The organism is uncultured Hymenobacter sp. (assembly GCF_964243305.1).
In the GTDB taxonomy this organism is placed as follows: Bacteria; Bacteroidota; Bacteroidia; order Cytophagales; family Hymenobacteraceae; genus Hymenobacter.
Window position 1 is genome coordinate 1 of the sequence record NZ_CAXTEF010000059.1, and the last position, 16587, is coordinate 16587.

The window sequence follows — 16587 nt, forward strand, 5'->3', positions numbered from 1 at the left end:
GTTTCTGATTTACGTCAACCTGCTCACCTGGCCCGTCACGGCCCTGGGCTGGACCTCTTCGCTCGTGCAGCGTGCTGAGGCCTCGCAGGCCCGCATCAATGAGTTCCTGAACGAGAAAACCGACATCGTCTCGCGGCAGAACATTGAGCGCGAGATTCAGGGCGACATCGTGTTCGATAACGTCTCGTTTACTTATCCCGACACCGGCATTCAGGCCCTGCGCGAGGTCAGCTTCCGCATCCGGCCGGGCCAGACATTGGCCGTCATCGGCAATACCGGCGCGGGGAAAAGCACCATCGCCGCGCTGCTCTGCCGATTGTATGACGTGAGCGAGGGCGCCATCAGCATCGACCAGACCGACGTGCGCGACTACGCCCTGACCAGCCTGCGCGAGCAAATCGGCTACGTGCCGCAGGACGTGTTTCTCTTCTCCGACACCATCCGCCAAAACATCAACTTCGGCCTCGATGAAGACCGCGCCGACGAGGCCCGGATGCTGCAAGCCGCCCGCGACGCCGACGTGTACGAGAACATCATCCGCTTCCCCGAGGGTTTCGACACCAAAGTGGGGGAGCGCGGCATCACGCTATCGGGCGGGCAGAAGCAGCGCGTGAGCATGGCCCGCGCCCTGGTCAAAGAGCCCAGAATCCTGATTCTGGATGATAGTCTCTCGGCTGTGGATACCAAAACTGAGAACGTGATTCTCAATTCCTTGCAGCGCATCATGCGGGGTCGCACCAGCCTGATTATCTCGCACCGCGTTAGTTCCGTCAAGCTGGCCGACGAAATCCTGGTGCTCGATGATGGGCGCATCGTGCAGCACGGCCCGCACGAGCAACTCATGGCCGATGCCGAAGGCCTCTACCGCGCCCTGTATGAGCGGCAGCTGCAAGGCGAGGAAGCCTGACGGGCGGTGAAATAGTGAGCTAGTGAGTTTGAGGCTACGTAGGCACAACTGGCGCTGGCAGCACCCAACCTCACCATTTCACTAGCTCACTATTTCACCGCTACTGCCCCAGCCGCACGAGGCGCATCCCGGTTTTTTCGCCGGCGGTGCAGCGCACCACGTAGGTGCCGGCCGCCAACTGGCCCACGCTCAACTCGATGGGCTTGTTGCCTACCAGCACGTTTCTGGTCAGGACCGGGCGGCCACCGCCGTCGTTTACTTCCACCCGCATGGGGCCGGCGGCATCGGTGCGCACACTCAGCTTGTTGGTGATGGGGTTCAGCTCGGCCTTCACCTTGAGGGCGGTGGGGCTGGCGGGGGGGGTAGCGGGCGAGAGCGACACGCCGGCCGGCGCCGTGCCCGTCACGCTATCGGGGCGCGCGACGGCCGTGGGCGCCGCCGCGACGGCTGGTGCCGCAGGCCTGGCAACGGCGGCGGCTGGCTTAGCAGCCGGTTTGGCTACCGGCCTCGCTACTGGCTTGGCGGCTGGTTTAGCCGTTTGCGCGCCGGCAATAAAGGGCAGGAGCGCGACCCCGAAAACGAGCGTAAACAAGGACTTTTTCATACTGGAAATAAGAATAGTGCAGCAAGCTAACTAGCTCTGATAAAGATAGTAAACTTTGCCAGGACCAGGGGCAGCAACTATCGTACTGAAAAATTTATCTGCTTAGGGCTTGCGCCCGAAACCCCGGCCGATGTATCTTTGCACTTCCAATTCCCACCGGGGTGTAGCGTAGCCTGGTATCGCGCCAGCATGGGGTGCTGGAGGTCGTAGGTTCGAATCCTGCCACTCCGACGGATGAGCAGCCGCTCAGTTGCCGCTCGAAAACGGCCCCTGGACTTCGGTCCGGGGGCTTTTTTCGGCCGCCAACTCCGGGATTTGGAAGTCAGGAAACGGGTGCTGCCCCCTCGGCGCCCGCCCTTTCGGGGTGTAGCGCAGCCCGGTAGCGCGCGTCGTTCGGGACGACGAGGCCGTAGGTTCGAATCCTGCCACCCCGACCTTGCTTGAACGAAAAAGGCTCTCTTCATAACGAAGGGAGCCTTTTTCGTTCAAGCAAGGTCGGCCACTAACCAGCCTATTGGACCCCCACCCACACCTGCCCTACCCCCTCCTCGGGCCCGAACTGCTCCAAGTAGAATGGCCGGCGCGTGAGCTTCCGCTGCTTGATCAGGTCGAAGGCGGCGGGATACAACTTATTGGGTGCCAGCAGGTAGCTCACGCCCCTGAGGCGGGCCGCCACTACGCGCTGCCCGGCCGGCACGAGGCGGTATCGGAAACCCGGCGGCAGCGGCTGGCTGCTGTCGGCCACGGCTAGGCCAATGAAGGCGCGCACCGAGTCGCGGGCCGTTTCGGGGTCGTTGAAGTAAAGGTTGGCCAGCGGGGAGGGGGTAGGGCCGCCGAGCCGGCCGCCTTCCTGCGCGGCTTTGGCCCGCCGGAACAGCTGGCCAAACTGCTCAGCGGCCACGAGGCCGTGGTAGGGCTGCCCGGCTAATAGCAGGGGGGTAGGGATGGTTTCGAGAGCCACGGTCGGCTCGCGCAGCCCGCCGAGGTAAGTATAGGTGCCGAAAGTGGCGACCGTGAGCAGGATAAGCACCAAGAAAACGTAACGCATAGTTGCTGAGTAAAACCCCGGCGCGGGGCTGCGCCCCGCGCCGGCTAGCATCCGGCCGGAGGCCGGAAAAACGACCAACATTAGATAGAATAGTTACAGTAGCCCGATTAAGCCAGAACGGCGCGAATGAGTATGGGTCGGAGGCCCGCGAATGGTCAGCACGGGGCGCCGCCCCGCGCCAGGGTTGGCTATTCCGCCCCCGCGTACTGCATCCGGTAGAGTTGGCTATAATAGCCCTCCTCCAGGCGCAGAAGCTCTTCGTGGGTGCCGGTTTCCTTAATTTCGCCCTGGTCGAGCACAATGATGCGGTCCGCTTTCTGGATGGTGCTCAAGCGGTGGGCGATGACCAGCGCCGTGCGGCCTTCCATGAGCTTCTCGATAGCGTGCTGAATCAATTCCTCGGTCTCGCTATCCACTGACGACGTGGCCTCATCCAAAATAATAACCCGCGGCTGATAAACCAGCGCCCGCACAAACGAAATCAGCTGGCGCTGCCCCACCGAGAGCGTAGCGCCGCGCTCCATCACCGGGTAGTCCAGCGCGCCGGGCAGGCGCTCGATGAAGCGGCGGGCGCCTACCAGGTCGGCCGCTTCCCAGATTGCCTCCTCGCTAATGCTCTGGTTGCCGAGCGTGATGTTGTCGCGGATGGTGCCGGCGAACAGGAACACATCTTGCAGCACGACGCCAATCTGGCGGCGCAGCAAGCTCAGGTCATACTCGCGCAGGTCGCGGCCATCGACGCAGATGCTGCCCTGCTGAATATCGTAGAAGCGGCTGAGCAGGTTGATGATGCTGGTTTTGCCCGCGCCCGTCGCGCCCACGAAAGCCACGGTCTGGCCGGGCTTGATGTGAAAGCTGATGTCTTTCAAAACCCATTCCGGCTCGTTAGCTTCGCTGTCCTGACGGTTATAAGCAAACCAGACGTTCTTGAACTCAACTTCGCCCGCAATCTGCGGCGGCGCATACGTGCCGGTCGTGGCAATCAGCTCCTTATTATCCAGCAGCTTGAGCAGGCGCTCGGTGCTCACTAAACCCAATTGCAGCGTATTAAAGCGGTCGGCAATCTGGCGGATAGGCCGGAAGAACAGGGCATTATACATGATAAAGGCGATGAGCGCGCCCTTGGAAATCGTGCCCTCAATCTGGCCCTGTGCCGCGTACCAGACCAGCAGCCCAACCCCCACGGCGCCGAGCACCTCGGCCACCGGAAAATAAACGCTGTAGTAGAGCACCGAACGAATGTTGGCGGCGGTGTGCTCCTGGTTTATTTTTTCAAACTTGCGGAATTCGCGCGCTTCGTTGTTGAAAATCTGTACCACGTTCATGCCCGTCAGGTGCTCCTGCACGAAGGAGTTGAGGTTGGCCACGGCTGTGCGCACTTCCTGAAACGAGGTTTTCACCTTTTCCTTGAACACATAGGTGCTGAAGAGCATGGGCGGAATCACGGTCAAACTCACCAAGGTCAGGCGCCAGTCGATGTAGAACATGAAGGCGACAATGAATACAATTTGCAGAATGTCCCCCGCCATCGCCGCCAGCCCCTCGCTGAACACGTCGGACAGGGTTTCCACGTCCGAGATGTTACGCGTGACGAGCACCCCCAGCGGCGTTTTGTCGAAGAACTGGAGCTTAAGGCTGAGCAGGTGGCGGTACAAGTCAGTGCGGATGTCGCGCACGATAAACTGCCCGAGCCAGCCGCCGAGGTAGGTTTGCAGGTAGGAGACCAGCGCGTGGGCCACGAGCAGAATCAGCAGCAGCCCAAACATCTTGTTCAAGCCCAGAATGTCGCCCTGCTCGATGCTCACGTCCACCATCCGCTGAATCAGGAAGGGGCGCAGCGTGCCAAGCGCAGCCGTGGCGACGGTGAGAAAAATCAGGAAATAAAACGTGCCCCGGTAGGGCCGCACGTAGGTCAGCAAGCGGCGCAGCACGGCCCAGTCGAAGACCTGGCCGGTTTTGGTGGCAGCAGTAGTGGGGTCCATAAGTGGCACAAAGGTCGTCAGGTAAGCCTTAGCAGGCCCTAAATGTTGGGGCCGCCCGGCGCACCCGGCCCGCTAAGCCGACAGCTCTGCCCGGCTGTTGGTCTTACCTTGCTCCCGGCCCGGAGCCTGCTCCGCTGAAAATCCCTACCCCCCTCCTGCCCGCCCAACCTCCTCATGCGCCTGCTTTCCGTCAACACGTCCCTGCCCCGCGACCTTATCTGGCAGGACAAGCCCGTCCGCACCAGTATCTTCAAGCAGCCCGTGGCCGGCCCCGTCGAGGTCTTCGCCGAGCACCTGGCCGGCGACGGGCAGGCCGACCTCAAGCACCACGGCGGCCCTAATAAAGCCGTGTACGCCTACCCCACCGAGCACTACCCCTACTGGGCTGCCCACGTGCCCCGCGAAAAGCTGGTGCCCGGCGCCTTTGGCGAAAACCTGACCACGGAGGGCTTGCTGGAAAGCGACGTTCGGCTCGGCGACTGTTTTCAAATCGGCTCGGCGGTGCTCATGGCAGTGCAGCCGCGGGTGCCGTGCTTCAAGCTGGGCGTGCGCCTCGATGATGCGCGAATGGTGAAGCGCTTTCAGCAGGCCGGGCGCAGCGGCATCTACTTTCGCGTCGTGGAGCCGGGCACGCTGCAAGCCGGCGACCTGCTCACGCTGGTCGAGCGCGCGGCGCACGAGGTGACGGTGCAGCAAGCCGCGGACAGCTACTATGGTATTGAGCGAGAGCCCGGTACGCTTCGGGCGCTGCTCGAAATGCCTTATCTGCCCCCGTCGATGAAGATGCGCTTTCGGGCCGCCCTGAAGCCGCTTCAAGGCGAGGGTTTAGGCGAGAAGCAGGGGTAGGGAAATGAAAACCGCTTCTCTGGGCCCGGGAGCCAGAAGAAGCGGTTGCGGTTGAGCGGCTGAGGATAGGGCGGGCGGCTTAGCTGGGTTTGGCCTGCGTCTTTCTACGTATCGTAGTCAGGTGATGATTGTCCGTTCCATCCGGTGGGTCAGCAGGCTGGTCACTAGCGTAGAGCTTTGATTAACAGCATACTACTGCTGAATTTTGGGCAATTAAAACCTTGCGGCCACGCTGTCCGGCACGATGCCCGGCCCATACTCTACCTTGCTCAGAAACAGCCCGCGCGCCGGCGCCGCGCCGCCCGCCTCCACCCGGCTCAGCGACCAGAGCAGCTGCTGAAACTCGCCGGGCGTGAGCCGACCGCGGCCGACATCCAGCAGCGTGCCCACCACCAGCCGCACCATGCCGCGCACGAAGCGGTTGGCCCGAATCCGAAACACAAGCCCGGTGACGGTAGCCGTCCAGCCCGCCTCGTAGCAGTAGCAGACGTAGTGGTTTTCGCCGCCCTTGACTTTGGAGAAAGTGGTGAAATCGCGCTGCCCCACCAGGGTGGCCGCCGCCGCGTTCAGCGCGTCTAAGTCCAGCGGCCGGTCCACGAGCAGCGCCTGGTCGCGCCGAAACGGGTCGGGGCGGCTCAGCACGTGGTACTCGTAGGTGCGGGCTTCGGCGTCGAAGCGGGCGTGAACTTGCTCCCCGACGGGATGCACGGCCAGGGGCGCAATATCGGGGGGTAGGGAACGGCGCAGGCGATACAGCAGCAGACTTTCATCCTGCAAGGCGGCCGGCAGCGCGGCCTCGAAGTGCGCCACCTGATGCCGGGCGTGCACCCCCGAATCGGTGCGCCCGCTGCCCACCGTGTACAGTTCCGGCTGGCGCAGCACCTGCCGGAGCGCCCAGTCGACTTCGGCCTGCACCGTGAGCGTGCCCGGCTGCACCTGCCAGCCGTGGTAGCGGCTGCCGTCGTAGGCCAGGTGCAGGAAATATCGCATGTACTATATTAAAGGTTGAATAAGATCCTCATGCTGAGCCTAAGCGAAGCATCTTGCCCGTTACTAATCCAATCGTTGAACACCATTGATTAGTAATCGAGCGAGATGCTTCGCTGCGCTCAGCATGACGTTCTTTCAACTCCATCAGTCCTTGCGTCCTTACACCTTCTCGTAAATCACAGCGATGCCCTGCCCGACGCCGATGCACATCACGGCCAGGCCGTAGCGCACACCCTCGCGGCGCTGCATCTCGTGCAGGAGCGTGGCCGTGATGCGGGCGCCGGAAGAGCCCAGCGGGTGGCCCAGCGCGATGGAGCCGCCATTGACGTTTACTTTGCTCATGTCAAGGCCCAGCTCGCGGGCGCAGGCCACGCTTTGGGCAGCGAAGGCCTCGTTCAGCTCAATCAAATCCATGTCGGCCAAGGTCAGGCCGGCACGCTCCAGCACCTTGCGGGTGGCCGGAATCGGGCCCAGGCCCATGACCGACGGGTCGACGCCCACTACGGCCGTCGCCACGATGCGGGCCATAGGCTTGAGGCCGTAGCGCTCCAGGGCCGTTTTGCTCACCATGAGCACGGCCGCCGCCCCATCGTTGATACCGGCCGAGTTGCCGGCCGTCACGGTGCCGCCTTCGGGCTGGAACGCGGGCTTCAGGGTCGCCAGCTTTTCCAGGGTTGAGATGCGGGGCTGCTCGTCGGTATCAAACATGGCCGCGTCGCCCTTGGGCTGCGAGATAAACACGGGCACGATTTCCTTGCGGAAGCGGCCTTTTTCGGCCGCCCGGTGGTATTTGCGCTGGCTCTCAAAAGCAAACGCATCCTGCTCCTCGCGGGTGATGCCGTATTGCTTAGCCACGTTTTCGGCGGTCTGCCCCATTGCGTAGGGGTAGTGCAGCTTGGTGAGCTTGGGGTTGACGAAGCGCCAGCCCAGCGTGGTGTCGTGGGCCGTGAAGTCGCGGGCGAAGGCGGCTTCGGACTTGGCCAGCACAAACGGGGCGCGGGTCATGCTCTCCGAGCCGCCGGCCAGGTACACGTCGCCCTCGCCGCAGCGAATGGCGCGGCTGGCGTCCATGATGCTCTGCAAGCCGCTGCCGCAGAGACGGTTGACAGTGTTGCCGGGCACCGTGATGGGTAGGCCCGCCAGCAGCGCGGCCATGCGGGCCACGTTGCGGTTGTCTTCGCCGGCCTGGTTGGCGGCGCCCATTATCACGTCTTCGATGGCGGCTTTATCAAGCGAAGGATTGCGGCGCAGCAGCTCGCGGAGCACGACGGCGGCCAGGTCGTCGGGGCGGACGCTGCTCAGGGCGCCGCCGAATCTGGCAATCGGGGTGCGCACGGCATCCACGATGTAGGCAGTTGGCATTCTGAAAAGAAAAAAGAAGAGGGCCCGAAGGCCGGTTAGCGGCTAATTTTGCGGGCAGGCGGCCGGGCCGGTTCGCCCTAAGACAGCCGTTTTAGCTAACCACAAAGATGATACAAAGAATCCAAAGCGTGTTTTTGCTCTTGCTGGCCCTGGCGATGGGCAGCGTACTGTTCCTGCCCATCTGGCACAAAGCCGACCCGCTCACGGGGCAGGAGCTGACGCTCTCCGCTTTCTCGCTGGCCTTTACCGGCACCAACCCGCACTCGGACGGCAGCACCTGGCCCATCGGCGCGCTGGCCGCCGCTTCGGCTGCGCTGGCCGTATTCGAGATTTTTCAGTACCGCAACCGCTTCACCCAGCTCAAAATTGGCGCCGTCAACATGCTGTGCATCGTGGCTACCATTGGCGCCATCTTCTTTTACTCCACGCGGGGCGAAATCCTGCTCAACGTCAAGCTCGAAGGCGCCTACCAGGCGGGCTTCTACCTGCCCACGCTGGCATTGCTGCTCAACCTGCTCGCCAACCGCTTCATCCGCGCCGACGAGCGCCTGGTGCGCAGCATGGACCGCCTGCGGTGAAATGTCCTTGACTTAATGAGGAATGAGAAATTATGGGCAGTCAGCTCCAGCGGGGCGGCCCGTCGGTGGCATCCCTACCCCCCTCTTCCGCCCCAAAGCCCCCGCGGGGCGACCCAACTCATCTGCGCAGGTGGCGCCGACGGCTGGGTCGCCCCGCGGGGGCTTTTCAACTTTTCCATCCCTTTCCATCTCTACCAATGGGCCGCCCCTACGGGGCTATCCGCCAATTCTTTACTCCTCATTGACGCAAAGCATCGCGCACCTCCCCGGCCTTGAGGCTGGAATCGAATGAGGAATATACCTGGTAGAAATTCTGTGGGTCAGCCACGTGGGGGTAGGCGAACTTGGCCAGCTCGGCCCGTGAGCTGTCGAAGTGCAGCGCCCGCAGCAGGCGCGCCAGGTCTTCGGCGCGGATGCGGCTCTGGCTCAGTGCCTGCCGGGCAATTTGCAGGCGCTCCTCCTCGAACGACGTGCGCGCCAGCGCCTGGGTCAGGCCGTCCACGTCGGGCGCGGCCAGGAGGCGGTAGTTAGCGGTGGAGTTGGGGTAGTAGCCGCCACGCTCAGCGGTGGGCGCGTTGTCGTACGGCCCGCCGTCAGGGTCGTAGCTGCCTGGGTCATTGCTGTTGGGCTGATTGGGGCGCGTTTCGTACGAGTCGGGGGGGTAGGCGGCACCGTTGCGGTAGCCATCGCCGCGCCGGTCGTCGTAGCGGTCATTGCGCCGCTCATCGTAGCGGCCCTGGCCGTAGCCGGGCATTCCGCGGCCAGAACGATACGGGCCATAGAGCGCGATGGCGCCGGCCGGCTGCAAGTCCAGCGGCCGGCCAGGGCGCGTGCGCAGCACAAACGTGGTTTCGAGGCCGGGCTCCAGCCACACGCGGCGGCGTAGGCGCACGAAGCCGCCATAGGCCGTGGGCACGCTAAAATCGGCGTAGTGCAGGCCCGGCGCGAGCCGCTCGGCGTGCACCTGCCGGGCCAGGCCCCGCGTGAGCGGGCGCCCATCGAGCACTACGGCAAAGGGCACGCCGTGCTCGGAAGCAAAATTGACATTGGCCGCCAGCGGGTGCGAACCAGCCAGCGCCGTGCCGGCCGCGCTCAGGGTGACGACCAGCAACAGCAGCAAACCCTTTTTCATGAGTTAAAGAGGTAAATATCAGACCAGTGCAGTTTTTTCTGACAATTATTCTAAAGCCAAAACCTGTGCCAGACTGGAACCCCCAACCCTGGCCTGGCGTTGCACAACTGAATATCCTAGCCCTCGATTCCTATTCAGGCTTATCATTAGCTATTGATTTTATAGAGAAGAGCCCCCGCAGCATGTGCTGCGGGGGCTCTTTCGTTTCTAACAAGGCTATCAGAAGTCAGTTATGCTCATCTGACGTCCGCTTGCCGAAATTACGGCTGCCCGCGAGATGCTTCGCTGCGCTCAGCATGACCGGCTTCTTAGCTTAGTTCTACTCTACTCCGAGATGCGCGTCACTTTGAATTCGGTGCGGCGGTTGCGCTGGTAGTCGGGCTCGGTTTTGGCGTTTTTCAGCACCGGGCGGGTCTCGCCGTAGCCCTTGGCCGTGAGGCGGCTTTTGTCCACGCCCTTACTCACGATGTAGGCTACGGCGGCGTTGGCGCGGCGCTGCGAGAGACTCAGGTTGTAGGCATCTTTGCCGCGCTGGTCGGTGTGCGAGCTTAGCTCGATGGTGATTTTGGGATTATCAACCAGCGTCTGCACCAGCTTGTCCAGCTCCGCCGCCGCGTCGGAGCGGATATTGGCCTTGTTGTAGTCATAGAAAATATTCTCGACCACGATGGCCTTGTTGACCTTTATCGGGCTCAAAGTCAGCAGCACGGGCACCCGAATGGTGCTGACGTCCTCGGTGAGTTGGCTCTGGGCGGGCGGAGCGGGGATGGTGACTGTTTGGGTGGCCGTGAAGTAATTGCTGCGCTCCGCCACCGTCCGGTAAGCACTGGCCGAGTCGACGCTGAACGTGAATTTGCCGGCCGCATCAGTCGTGACCTCCCCCACGGGCTGACCGTCTTTAGTTAGCGCCACGCGCTGATTAGCCAGCGGACGGGGGGTAGGGTCGCCGGTCGTGAGCACTTCGACCACGGTACCATCGAGGGCGAAAAGCACCGACTTGCGGGTTTGGCGCTCGAAGCCGTAGAGGTCATCTGAGCCTTTGCCGCCGGTGCGGTTCGAGGCGAACAGGCCGGTGTTGGGGCCAGTGAAAAAGGGCGCAAAGTCGTCGCCCGCGCTGTTGATTTCCGGACCCAGGTTTACTACCTGCCTGTTCTTGACTTGAAACAAATCCAGCTTGCCCAGGCCGGGCCGCCCATCGGAGGAGAAGTAGAGCGTGCCGTCGGGCGCGATGCCGGGAAAGTTGTCATTGCCGGGCGTGTTGACGGTTTCGCCCAGGTTTTCGGCCGGCGAAAAGCGGCCGTTGGCGCCGAGCGTGGCTTTATAAATATCGTTGCCGCCCAACCCACTCCGACGACTCGACGTGAAATAAAGCGTGGTGCCGTCGGGCGCGAAAGCCGGGGCGAAGTCGTCGGCGCTGCGGTCGTTGATGTTAGCCAGCACGGGCACAGTCCAGGCGTTGTCGCGGAAGTAGGAAATCCACAAATCGACGCTCAGCAGCGTGGTTTTGCTGCCATCGGCGCTTTTATAATCGTTCTTTTTGCCGCTGTTCGAGCGGGCAAAAACCATCGTTTTGCCATCAGGCGTGTAGGTGGCGCTGGCCTCGTGGCGGCCTTCCTGGTTAAATAGCTCTTCCAGGCGGCGCGCGGTGCCGCCGCTCATGGCCTTGGCATCGTCGAACTTGATGGCGTAGAGCGCGTTAAAGTTTTCGCCGTTGCCCAAATACTTCTTGCCCTCGCGGCCGGAAGCAAACACCAGCTCGCCGGTGCCGGGCATGAGCGAGGCGCTGAAGTCGGCGCCGGCCGAGTTGAGACTTTCCAGCGGGCGCACGGTATAGCGACCGGCGCTGGCGGCCAGGGCTTTACTGGCAGCGGCGTTTTTGGCTTCGGTTTCAGCGCGGGCGGCCAGCGTGCGGTTGGTGCCACTCTGGGCGTAGGTGCTGAACTGCGCGGCAGCCTCATCAAACTTGCCGTTGGCCCGCAGCGCCTCGGCGTAGCGAAAGCCAGCATCGGCGGCGCGCACGCGGCCATCGAGCGCCGCTTTGTAGAACGGCTCGGCCTGCTCGACGCGGTTGGAGAGGCGGTAGGATTCGGCGATGCGGTAGTTGGCGCCGGGCGTGTTTTTGCCCTTCGCCACCTCGGCCTTGTAGAGGGCAATGGCCGGCTCATACTCGCCGCGGGTGAAGGCCTTGTCGGCCTTGCTCAGGCTGCCCGACGCCGCGCAGCCGCCCAGCAGCAGCGCCGCCACGCCAGTAGAAGCCCATTGAACTAGTTGATTCCGCATAAAGATTCAGGAGAAAAGCGCTGGCTTGGCCTCAGGCTATTAAGTCAGCAATACGAATACTACTACGTTGGAAAACGAATTAAGCCTCCACAACATTGCGCTCGACGGCGGCAAAATACTTGCGCAGCCAGGTCTGACCGGCCGGTGCGGGCCAGGTCGCACGCAACTGTCCCACGGTCGTGATGGTGTTATCGAAATACAGGCTTTCGGCCGACAACTCGCCGGCTGCTACGGCCGCCCGCAGCTCGCGGCGGTCGAGCAGCCGCACGGCGCCGTCCACGAGAAAAGCCAGCTGCGATTTGTCCAGCATCCCTACCCCCCCCTTTTCCTCCAAGGCCCGCACGAAATGCACCGACGCATCAATTGAGCAGCCGCTGGCACCGGCCTGGCTTTCATCGAGCCCGATGACGAGAAACTGCTGATGAAAGAAGGCCGCGCCCGCGCGCAGCGCCCGGCCGTGGCTGGTCCAGTCGGCCACGAACTCGGTCAGAGCCGGCGCGGCGGCGCGCAGCTCCGTTTCGGTGAGCAGGCGGCGGGCCTGGTAAATCCAGACGCGGGCCGCGTCAGGCAGTTGGTCGAAAGAAGTAATCACGGGAAAGTAAAATAATTGTCTGTCATGCTGAGCTTGCGAAGCATCTTCTCACGCTTCAACGAGCACTAATAAAGAGTTACTGCGTCGTTCAGCAGTGAGAAGATGCTTCGCAAGCTCAGCATGACAAATAGGCTTTTTACGCGGTTTATCTGAACTACTTCGCGGCCGGGAAAGTGCCGCGGTCTACGTCGTGAATGAAGGCAGTGAGGCCCTTGAAATACGTCTGTTGGTCGTCGTACATGGCCATGTGGCTGCCGTTGGGGCAGTAGTGGTAGCGGCCGTGCTGCACGTGCTCGGCCAGGTACTTCATCTGAGCCGGGTCCATTGTGTCGTGCTCGGCGCCGATGGCCAGCGTGGGCACTTTTAGTTGGGGCAGCTGGGCCTTCACGTCCCAGTCGCTGAGCACGGCGCCCTTCGTTACGCCAAACTCACTCTGGCCCTGCATCGAGACGTAAACCTGCGAGTTGACGTGCTTGAACGAGCGCTGCACCGGCTCGGGCCACTGGGCGGGGGGTAGGCGCAGCACGTGCTCGGGGTAGTAGTTGGCTTCAATCAGCTGCATGTAGCGCGGGTTGCCGTAGTCCTTTTTAGCCTCGAAAGCCAGAATTTCCTTGAGTACCTCAGGCTTGAGCTTGGGGCCGAGCACCTGGTGCGCATAGGCGTCATACTCCGGGATGGAGGGCACCATATTGGAGATAACCAGCCCTTTAAGATGCTGCTGGTACTTCAGCGCGTACTGCATGGCCAGGATGCCGCCCCACGAATGACCGAACAAGAAGAAGTTGCTGCTGTCGAGCTTCAGCGCCCGGCGCACCTGCTCGACTTCCTCCACGAAGCGCGGCAAGGTCCAGAGCTTAAGGTCTTTAGGCTGGTCGGAATTGTAGGAGCCAAGCTGGTCGTAGTAGTAATATTCGATGCCTTCCTGCGGCAGATAGGAGTCGAACGCTTCATACGCCTCGTGGGTCATGCCCGGCCCGCCGTGCAGAATCAGCACCTTCAGGCGCGGGTTATTCCCGACGCGCTTGGTCCACACCTTGAAGTTGCCGAGCGGGGTCGTGATGGAAATCAGGCGCACGCCGCCGCTGAGGCGGTCGTCGGCGGGCTGGCCGCTGGGGTCGTGGTAGGCGGCCAGCGAGGGGGTAGGGATTGGGGCGGCAGCGCCGTCGGCAGTCGCCGGCGCCGAGGATTCAGCTGATTCCTGGCAACCGGCGCCAGCCAGCAGTAACAGACTCAGGAGCAGGGCGTAGATAGCGCGCGTCATGGCAGTAGGGTCAGGCGTGGAAATAGGTTTATTCGCCCTAAAAGTAGAGTTAAAAACAGGCGCTTGCCGTGCTGCGCTCCGTTTCCTGCCAGCGCACTGAAGCGCGGCAGTCATCAGCCCTGGTGGGGTGGCCCACCGGCAGCAAGTAGAAATAGGGAAACAGAAAGCCCCGGCGGAGCGACCCAACCGCCTGCGTCTGGCTGACGCGGTTGTATTGGGTCGCCCCGCTGGGGCCTTGGGGCGGCAAGGGGGGGTAGGAAATCTACCGATGGGCCGCTCTAACGGGTTGGACCCCGTCGGGGCCAACGTTAACCGGTGCCCGGCGGCTCAGGGTCAGGCATTCAGTCCTTCGGCCGAGGCAATCAGCTCGGCCAGGTCGAACACCTGCACGTTGCCTTCCTGCTCCTTGTTTTTTACGCCGTCGCTCATCATGGTCATGCAGAACGGGCACGAGGTAGCAATGATGCTGCCCTGCAAGTCGTGGCGCGAGGGAAACGTGCGCTCGGTTTCGACGCCTTGCAAGGCGATGGCCTCGCCGCTGAGCGTGGCCAAGGCTTCCTCGGTGCGCTCGATGTTGATTTCCTTCTTGCCCGGCTCGGCTTCCTTCCACATCTGGGCGCCGCCCGCGCCGCAGCACAGGCCGTTGGCGCGGCTGCGCTTCATCTCCACGAGGTCGGCGTCGAGAGCAGCGAGCACGTCGCGTGGGGCCTCGTAGATGTTGTTGGCCCGGCCCAGATAGCACGAGTCGTGAAACGTGATGCGGCGGCCCTTGTACTCGCCGCCGCCACTAATGCCCACCTTGCCCTCATTGATGAGCTGCTGCAAGTAGGTGCTGTGGTGAATGACTTCGTAGTCGCCGCCCAGCGCCGGGTACTCGTTCTTAATCGTGTTGAAGCAGTGCGGGCAGGCAGTCACGATTTTCTTGATGCCGTAGCCGTTCAGCGTCGTGATGTTCTGCATGGCCTGCATCTGAAACAAAAACTCGTTGCCGGCGCGCTTGGCCGGGTCGCCGGTGCAGGTTTCTTCCAGGCCCAGCACCGCGTACTTGGTGCCCACGTGGTCGAGGATGCGCACAAAGGCGCGGGTCACGCGCTTGTAGCGGTCATCAAAAGCACCAGCGCAGCCCACCCAGAACAGGATTTCGGGCGTTTCGCCGGCGGCGGCCAGGTCGGCCATTACGGGCACGGTTAAGGCGCGCTTGGCGGTAACAGGGGGGGTAGGGGTCATGGATGATTGAGTGGACGACATAGCAGTCATCCTGAGCAGCGCGAGGAATTTTATCACGGGCGCGCCGCAGTGAGTAGTAGCCTGACGAAGACAACCGTGATAGGATGCTTCCTGCGTCAGCATGACGGACATTTATGGTTATGCTACCGTAGCAACTTGCTTCTCGGCCACAAAAATTTCATCGGCCCAGTTCAGCCGGTCCGAGGGCGAGAAGGCCCAGGGCGCGCCGTTGTTCTCGATGTTGGAGAACATGGCGTTGAGCGAAGCCGGCGCGGCCGACTCTTCCAGCACCAGGAAGCGGCGCATCTCGATGATGCTTTCCAGCGGGTTGATGTTCACCGGGCAGCTTTCCACGCAGGCGTTGCAGGTGGTGCAGGCCCACAGCTCTTCGGGCGTCACCTTGCCGCGCAGCAGCGTGGCCTCGGTCAGGTCGGCGTGCACGCGCTCGGTGCCGTTGGCTTGGTCGTCGTAGCGGTTGGGCTGAAAAATCAGCGGCGAATTGTACTTCTCCTCCACCCGGTCGCGGGTGTCCATGATAATTTTGCGGGGCGAGAGCAGCTTGCCGGTCAGGTTGGCCGGGCAGACCGAGGTGCAGCGCCCGCACTCGGTGCAGGAGTAGGCATTCATCAGGTTGGTCCAGGCCAGGTCCTCCACGTCCTTGGCGCCGAAGGGGGTAGGGGCCACGGCCGAGCCGTCGGGGACCAGCGCCGGGACCGGCACCACGTAGGCCGGGTCGAGCATGGCCTTGACCTCGTGGGTGATGCTCTCCACGTTTGAGAACTGCCCCTGCGGCACCAGGCGCGAGTACCACACGTTTGGGAACGCCATGATGATGTGAAAGTGCTTGGAGCTAGGCAGGTAATTGAGAAAGATGAAAATGCCCACGATGTGCGCCCACCAGCCGGCTCGCTCCAGAAAGTGCAGCAGGTTCAAATCGCTCGGAAAGGCGCCCACCAGCAGCGAGCTGACTGGAAACGCGCCCGGCAGCGTCTCGCCCTTGAGCTGATGCCACTTCACGTCGGCCGTGTTCATCACGAACAGGGCAGTCATGAGCACGATTTCAATGTAGAGAATCATATCGGCGTCGATGCGGGGCCAGGCGCGCATCTCCACACCGCTGAAGCGCTTGACTCTCTTGATGTTGCGCCGCCACCAGAGCGCCACCACGGCCAGCACGACCAGCGCGCCTAACACCTCATTGGTCGCCGTCAGGGCCGAATACAGCGGGCCCATGAAACCCAGCACCCGGTGCGTGCCCGTGATGCCATCAATCAGAATCTCAATTACCTCAACGTTAATCACCAGAAAACCCACGTAGACAACCAGGTGCAGCAGGGCCGGCGTCACACGCTTAAACATCTTGGACTGCCCGAAGGCGACGAGCAGGGTCTTGCGGGCCCGCTCAGCGGCATGGCCGCTCATGTCGCGCTCGCGGCCGACGAGGATGTTGCGGCGAATCTTGCGCACCTGCCAGGCAAACAGGCCGATAGCGGCCACGGCAATCAGCAGAAATAGAAGGTTGTCCAACATACAGGTAAAGGTAAGACACGGGCAGTTTGGGTTCGCAATTTAGTCGTCATGCCGAATACTTTCAACCAGACTACCCCTCTGCCGCACGAAATTTTTGGTGGAAAAGTTGCGGCGCTTAGTTTGATTCGTACCTTCGCCGTCCCGAAACGCTACCCCTCAACGCTTCGGAAACCCGGCAACATAGCTCAGTTGGTAGAGCACAGCACTGAAAATGCTGGTGTCGTTGGTTCGATTCCAACTGTTGCCAC

Annotated in this window: 14 protein-coding genes and 3 tRNA genes; 6 read left to right on the forward strand and 11 right to left on the reverse strand. The window is 62.3% G+C overall.

The genetic code is table 11. The annotated features are described in order from the left end of the window. The coding region (locus tag ACFE70_RS19300) for an ABC transporter ATP-binding protein (RefSeq protein WP_375419423.1) at window positions 1-907 on the forward strand (907 nt) is incomplete at its 5' end. Window positions 908-1007: 100 nt separating this feature from the next. Here ACFE70_RS19300 and ACFE70_RS19305 read toward each other — a convergent pair. Further along, complete coding sequence (locus tag ACFE70_RS19305) at window positions 1008-1511, reverse strand: hypothetical protein (RefSeq protein WP_375419424.1); 504 nt, start codon at window positions 1509-1511, stop codon at window positions 1008-1010. A 157-nt stretch (window positions 1512-1668) separates the two neighbouring features. On the opposite strand from ACFE70_RS19305, the gene ACFE70_RS19310 reads away from it, so the two are divergent. Together ACFE70_RS19310 and ACFE70_RS19315 are read left to right on the forward strand one after the other, a co-directional pair. Next, a tRNA-Pro gene (locus tag ACFE70_RS19310) sits at window positions 1669-1742 on the forward strand. Between the two features lie 129 nt (window positions 1743-1871). Continuing rightward, window positions 1872-1945: transfer RNA gene (locus ACFE70_RS19315), tRNA-Pro, on the forward strand. Window positions 1946-2022: 77 nt separating this feature from the next. Here ACFE70_RS19315 and ACFE70_RS19320 read toward each other — a convergent pair. Together ACFE70_RS19320 and ACFE70_RS19325 are read right to left on the reverse strand one after the other, a co-directional pair. Beyond that, window positions 2023-2559, reverse strand: coding sequence for a hypothetical protein (locus ACFE70_RS19320; RefSeq protein WP_375419425.1), 537 nt, complete (start codon window positions 2557-2559; stop codon window positions 2023-2025). Window positions 2560-2747: 188 nt separating this feature from the next. Continuing rightward, complete coding sequence (locus ACFE70_RS19325) at window positions 2748-4541, reverse strand: ABC transporter ATP-binding protein (protein ID WP_375419426.1); 1794 nt, start codon at window positions 4539-4541, stop codon at window positions 2748-2750. Between the two features lie 174 nt (window positions 4542-4715). On the opposite strand from ACFE70_RS19325, the gene ACFE70_RS19330 reads away from it, so the two are divergent. Continuing rightward, window positions 4716-5387 (forward strand): MOSC domain-containing protein, encoded by a 672-nt coding sequence (locus tag ACFE70_RS19330; protein WP_375419427.1) that lies wholly within the window; start codon window positions 4716-4718, stop codon window positions 5385-5387. A gap of 213 nt (window positions 5388-5600) precedes the next feature. Here ACFE70_RS19330 and truA read toward each other — a convergent pair whose 3' ends face one another. Then, window positions 5601-6377 (reverse strand): tRNA pseudouridine(38-40) synthase TruA, encoded by a 777-nt coding sequence (truA, locus tag ACFE70_RS19335; RefSeq protein ID WP_375419428.1) that lies wholly within the window; start codon window positions 6375-6377, stop codon window positions 5601-5603. Window positions 6378-6536: 159 nt separating this feature from the next. Beyond that, the gene (locus ACFE70_RS19340) at window positions 6537-7739 is read right to left on the reverse strand and encodes a thiolase family protein (protein WP_375419429.1); all 1203 of its coding nucleotides are present in this window, start codon (window positions 7737-7739) and stop codon (window positions 6537-6539) included. A 107-nt stretch (window positions 7740-7846) separates the two neighbouring features. On the opposite strand from ACFE70_RS19340, the gene ACFE70_RS19345 reads away from it, so the two are divergent. Further along, window positions 7847-8317 (forward strand): DUF4293 domain-containing protein, encoded by a 471-nt coding sequence (locus tag ACFE70_RS19345; RefSeq protein ID WP_375419430.1) that lies wholly within the window; start codon window positions 7847-7849, stop codon window positions 8315-8317. 238 nt (window positions 8318-8555) lie between these two features. Here the strand turns inward: ACFE70_RS19345 and ACFE70_RS19350 are convergent, their stop codons facing one another. The 6 genes from ACFE70_RS19350 to ACFE70_RS19375 all read right to left on the reverse strand — a co-directional run bounded on the left by ACFE70_RS19350 (window position 8556) and on the right by ACFE70_RS19375 (window position 16339). After that, window positions 8556-9449: a DUF4476 domain-containing protein gene (locus tag ACFE70_RS19350; protein ID WP_375419431.1), complete on the reverse strand. Its 894-nt coding sequence runs from the start codon at window positions 9447-9449 to the stop codon at window positions 8556-8558. A gap of 324 nt (window positions 9450-9773) precedes the next feature. Continuing rightward, window positions 9774-11729 carry an OmpA family protein gene (locus tag ACFE70_RS19355; RefSeq protein WP_375419432.1) on the reverse strand — a complete coding sequence of 652 codons (1956 nt, stop codon included), beginning with the start codon at window positions 11727-11729 and terminating at the stop codon, window positions 9774-9776. A gap of 79 nt (window positions 11730-11808) precedes the next feature. Next, on the reverse strand, window positions 11809-12321 hold the full coding sequence (locus ACFE70_RS19360) for a hypothetical protein (RefSeq protein ID WP_375419433.1): 513 nt from the start codon (window positions 12319-12321) through the stop codon (window positions 11809-11811). Between the two features lie 154 nt (window positions 12322-12475). Beyond that, window positions 12476-13582 (reverse strand): proline iminopeptidase-family hydrolase, encoded by a 1107-nt coding sequence (locus ACFE70_RS19365; protein ID WP_375419434.1) that lies wholly within the window; start codon window positions 13580-13582, stop codon window positions 12476-12478. Between the two features lie 333 nt (window positions 13583-13915). Then, window positions 13916-14758, reverse strand: a complete 843-nt coding sequence (locus tag ACFE70_RS19370) for a (Fe-S)-binding protein (RefSeq protein WP_375419436.1) — start codon at window positions 14756-14758, stop codon at window positions 13916-13918. A 189-nt stretch (window positions 14759-14947) separates the two neighbouring features. Then, window positions 14948-16339 carry a 4Fe-4S dicluster domain-containing protein gene (locus ACFE70_RS19375; protein ID WP_375419435.1) on the reverse strand — a complete coding sequence of 464 codons (1392 nt, stop codon included), beginning with the start codon at window positions 16337-16339 and terminating at the stop codon, window positions 14948-14950. Window positions 16340-16513: 174 nt separating this feature from the next. Between ACFE70_RS19375 and ACFE70_RS19380 the strand changes: the two genes are divergently transcribed. After that, a tRNA-Phe gene (locus ACFE70_RS19380) sits at window positions 16514-16586 on the forward strand. Window position 16587 lies beyond the last annotated feature (1 nt).

Bases quoted from the DNA above. Each gene is read 5' to 3' on its own strand.
- ACFE70_RS19305 (WP_375419424.1), bottom strand. From the start codon at position 1,511: ATGAAAAAGTCCTTGTTTACGCTCGTTTTCGGGGTCGCGCTCCTGCCC.
- ACFE70_RS19325 (WP_375419426.1), bottom strand. From the start codon at position 4,541: ATGGACCCCACTACTGCTGCCACCAAAACCGGCCAGGTCTTCGACTGG.
- ACFE70_RS19365 (WP_375419434.1), bottom strand. From the start codon at position 13,582: ATGACGCGCGCTATCTACGCCCTGCTCCTGAGTCTGTTACTGCTGGCT.
- ACFE70_RS19375 (WP_375419435.1), bottom strand. From the start codon at position 16,339: ATGTTGGACAACCTTCTATTTCTGCTGATTGCCGTGGCCGCTATCGGC.
- ACFE70_RS19355 (WP_375419432.1), bottom strand. From the start codon at position 11,729: ATGCGGAATCAACTAGTTCAATGGGCTTCTACTGGCGTGGCGGCGCTG.
- ACFE70_RS19370 (WP_375419436.1), bottom strand. From the start codon at position 14,758: ATGGCCGACCTGGCCGCCGCCGGCGAAACGCCCGAAATCCTGTTCTGG.
- truA (WP_375419428.1), bottom strand. From the start codon at position 6,377: ATGCGATATTTCCTGCACCTGGCCTACGACGGCAGCCGCTACCACGGC.
- ACFE70_RS19350 (WP_375419431.1), bottom strand. From the start codon at position 9,449: ATGAAAAAGGGTTTGCTGCTGTTGCTGGTCGTCACCCTGAGCGCGGCC.
- ACFE70_RS19345 (WP_375419430.1), top strand. From the start codon at position 7,847: ATGATACAAAGAATCCAAAGCGTGTTTTTGCTCTTGCTGGCCCTGGCG.
- ACFE70_RS19340 (WP_375419429.1), bottom strand. From the start codon at position 7,739: ATGCCAACTGCCTACATCGTGGATGCCGTGCGCACCCCGATTGCCAGA.
- ACFE70_RS19320 (WP_375419425.1), bottom strand. From the start codon at position 2,559: ATGCGTTACGTTTTCTTGGTGCTTATCCTGCTCACGGTCGCCACTTTC.
- ACFE70_RS19330 (WP_375419427.1), top strand. From the start codon at position 4,716: ATGCGCCTGCTTTCCGTCAACACGTCCCTGCCCCGCGACCTTATCTGG.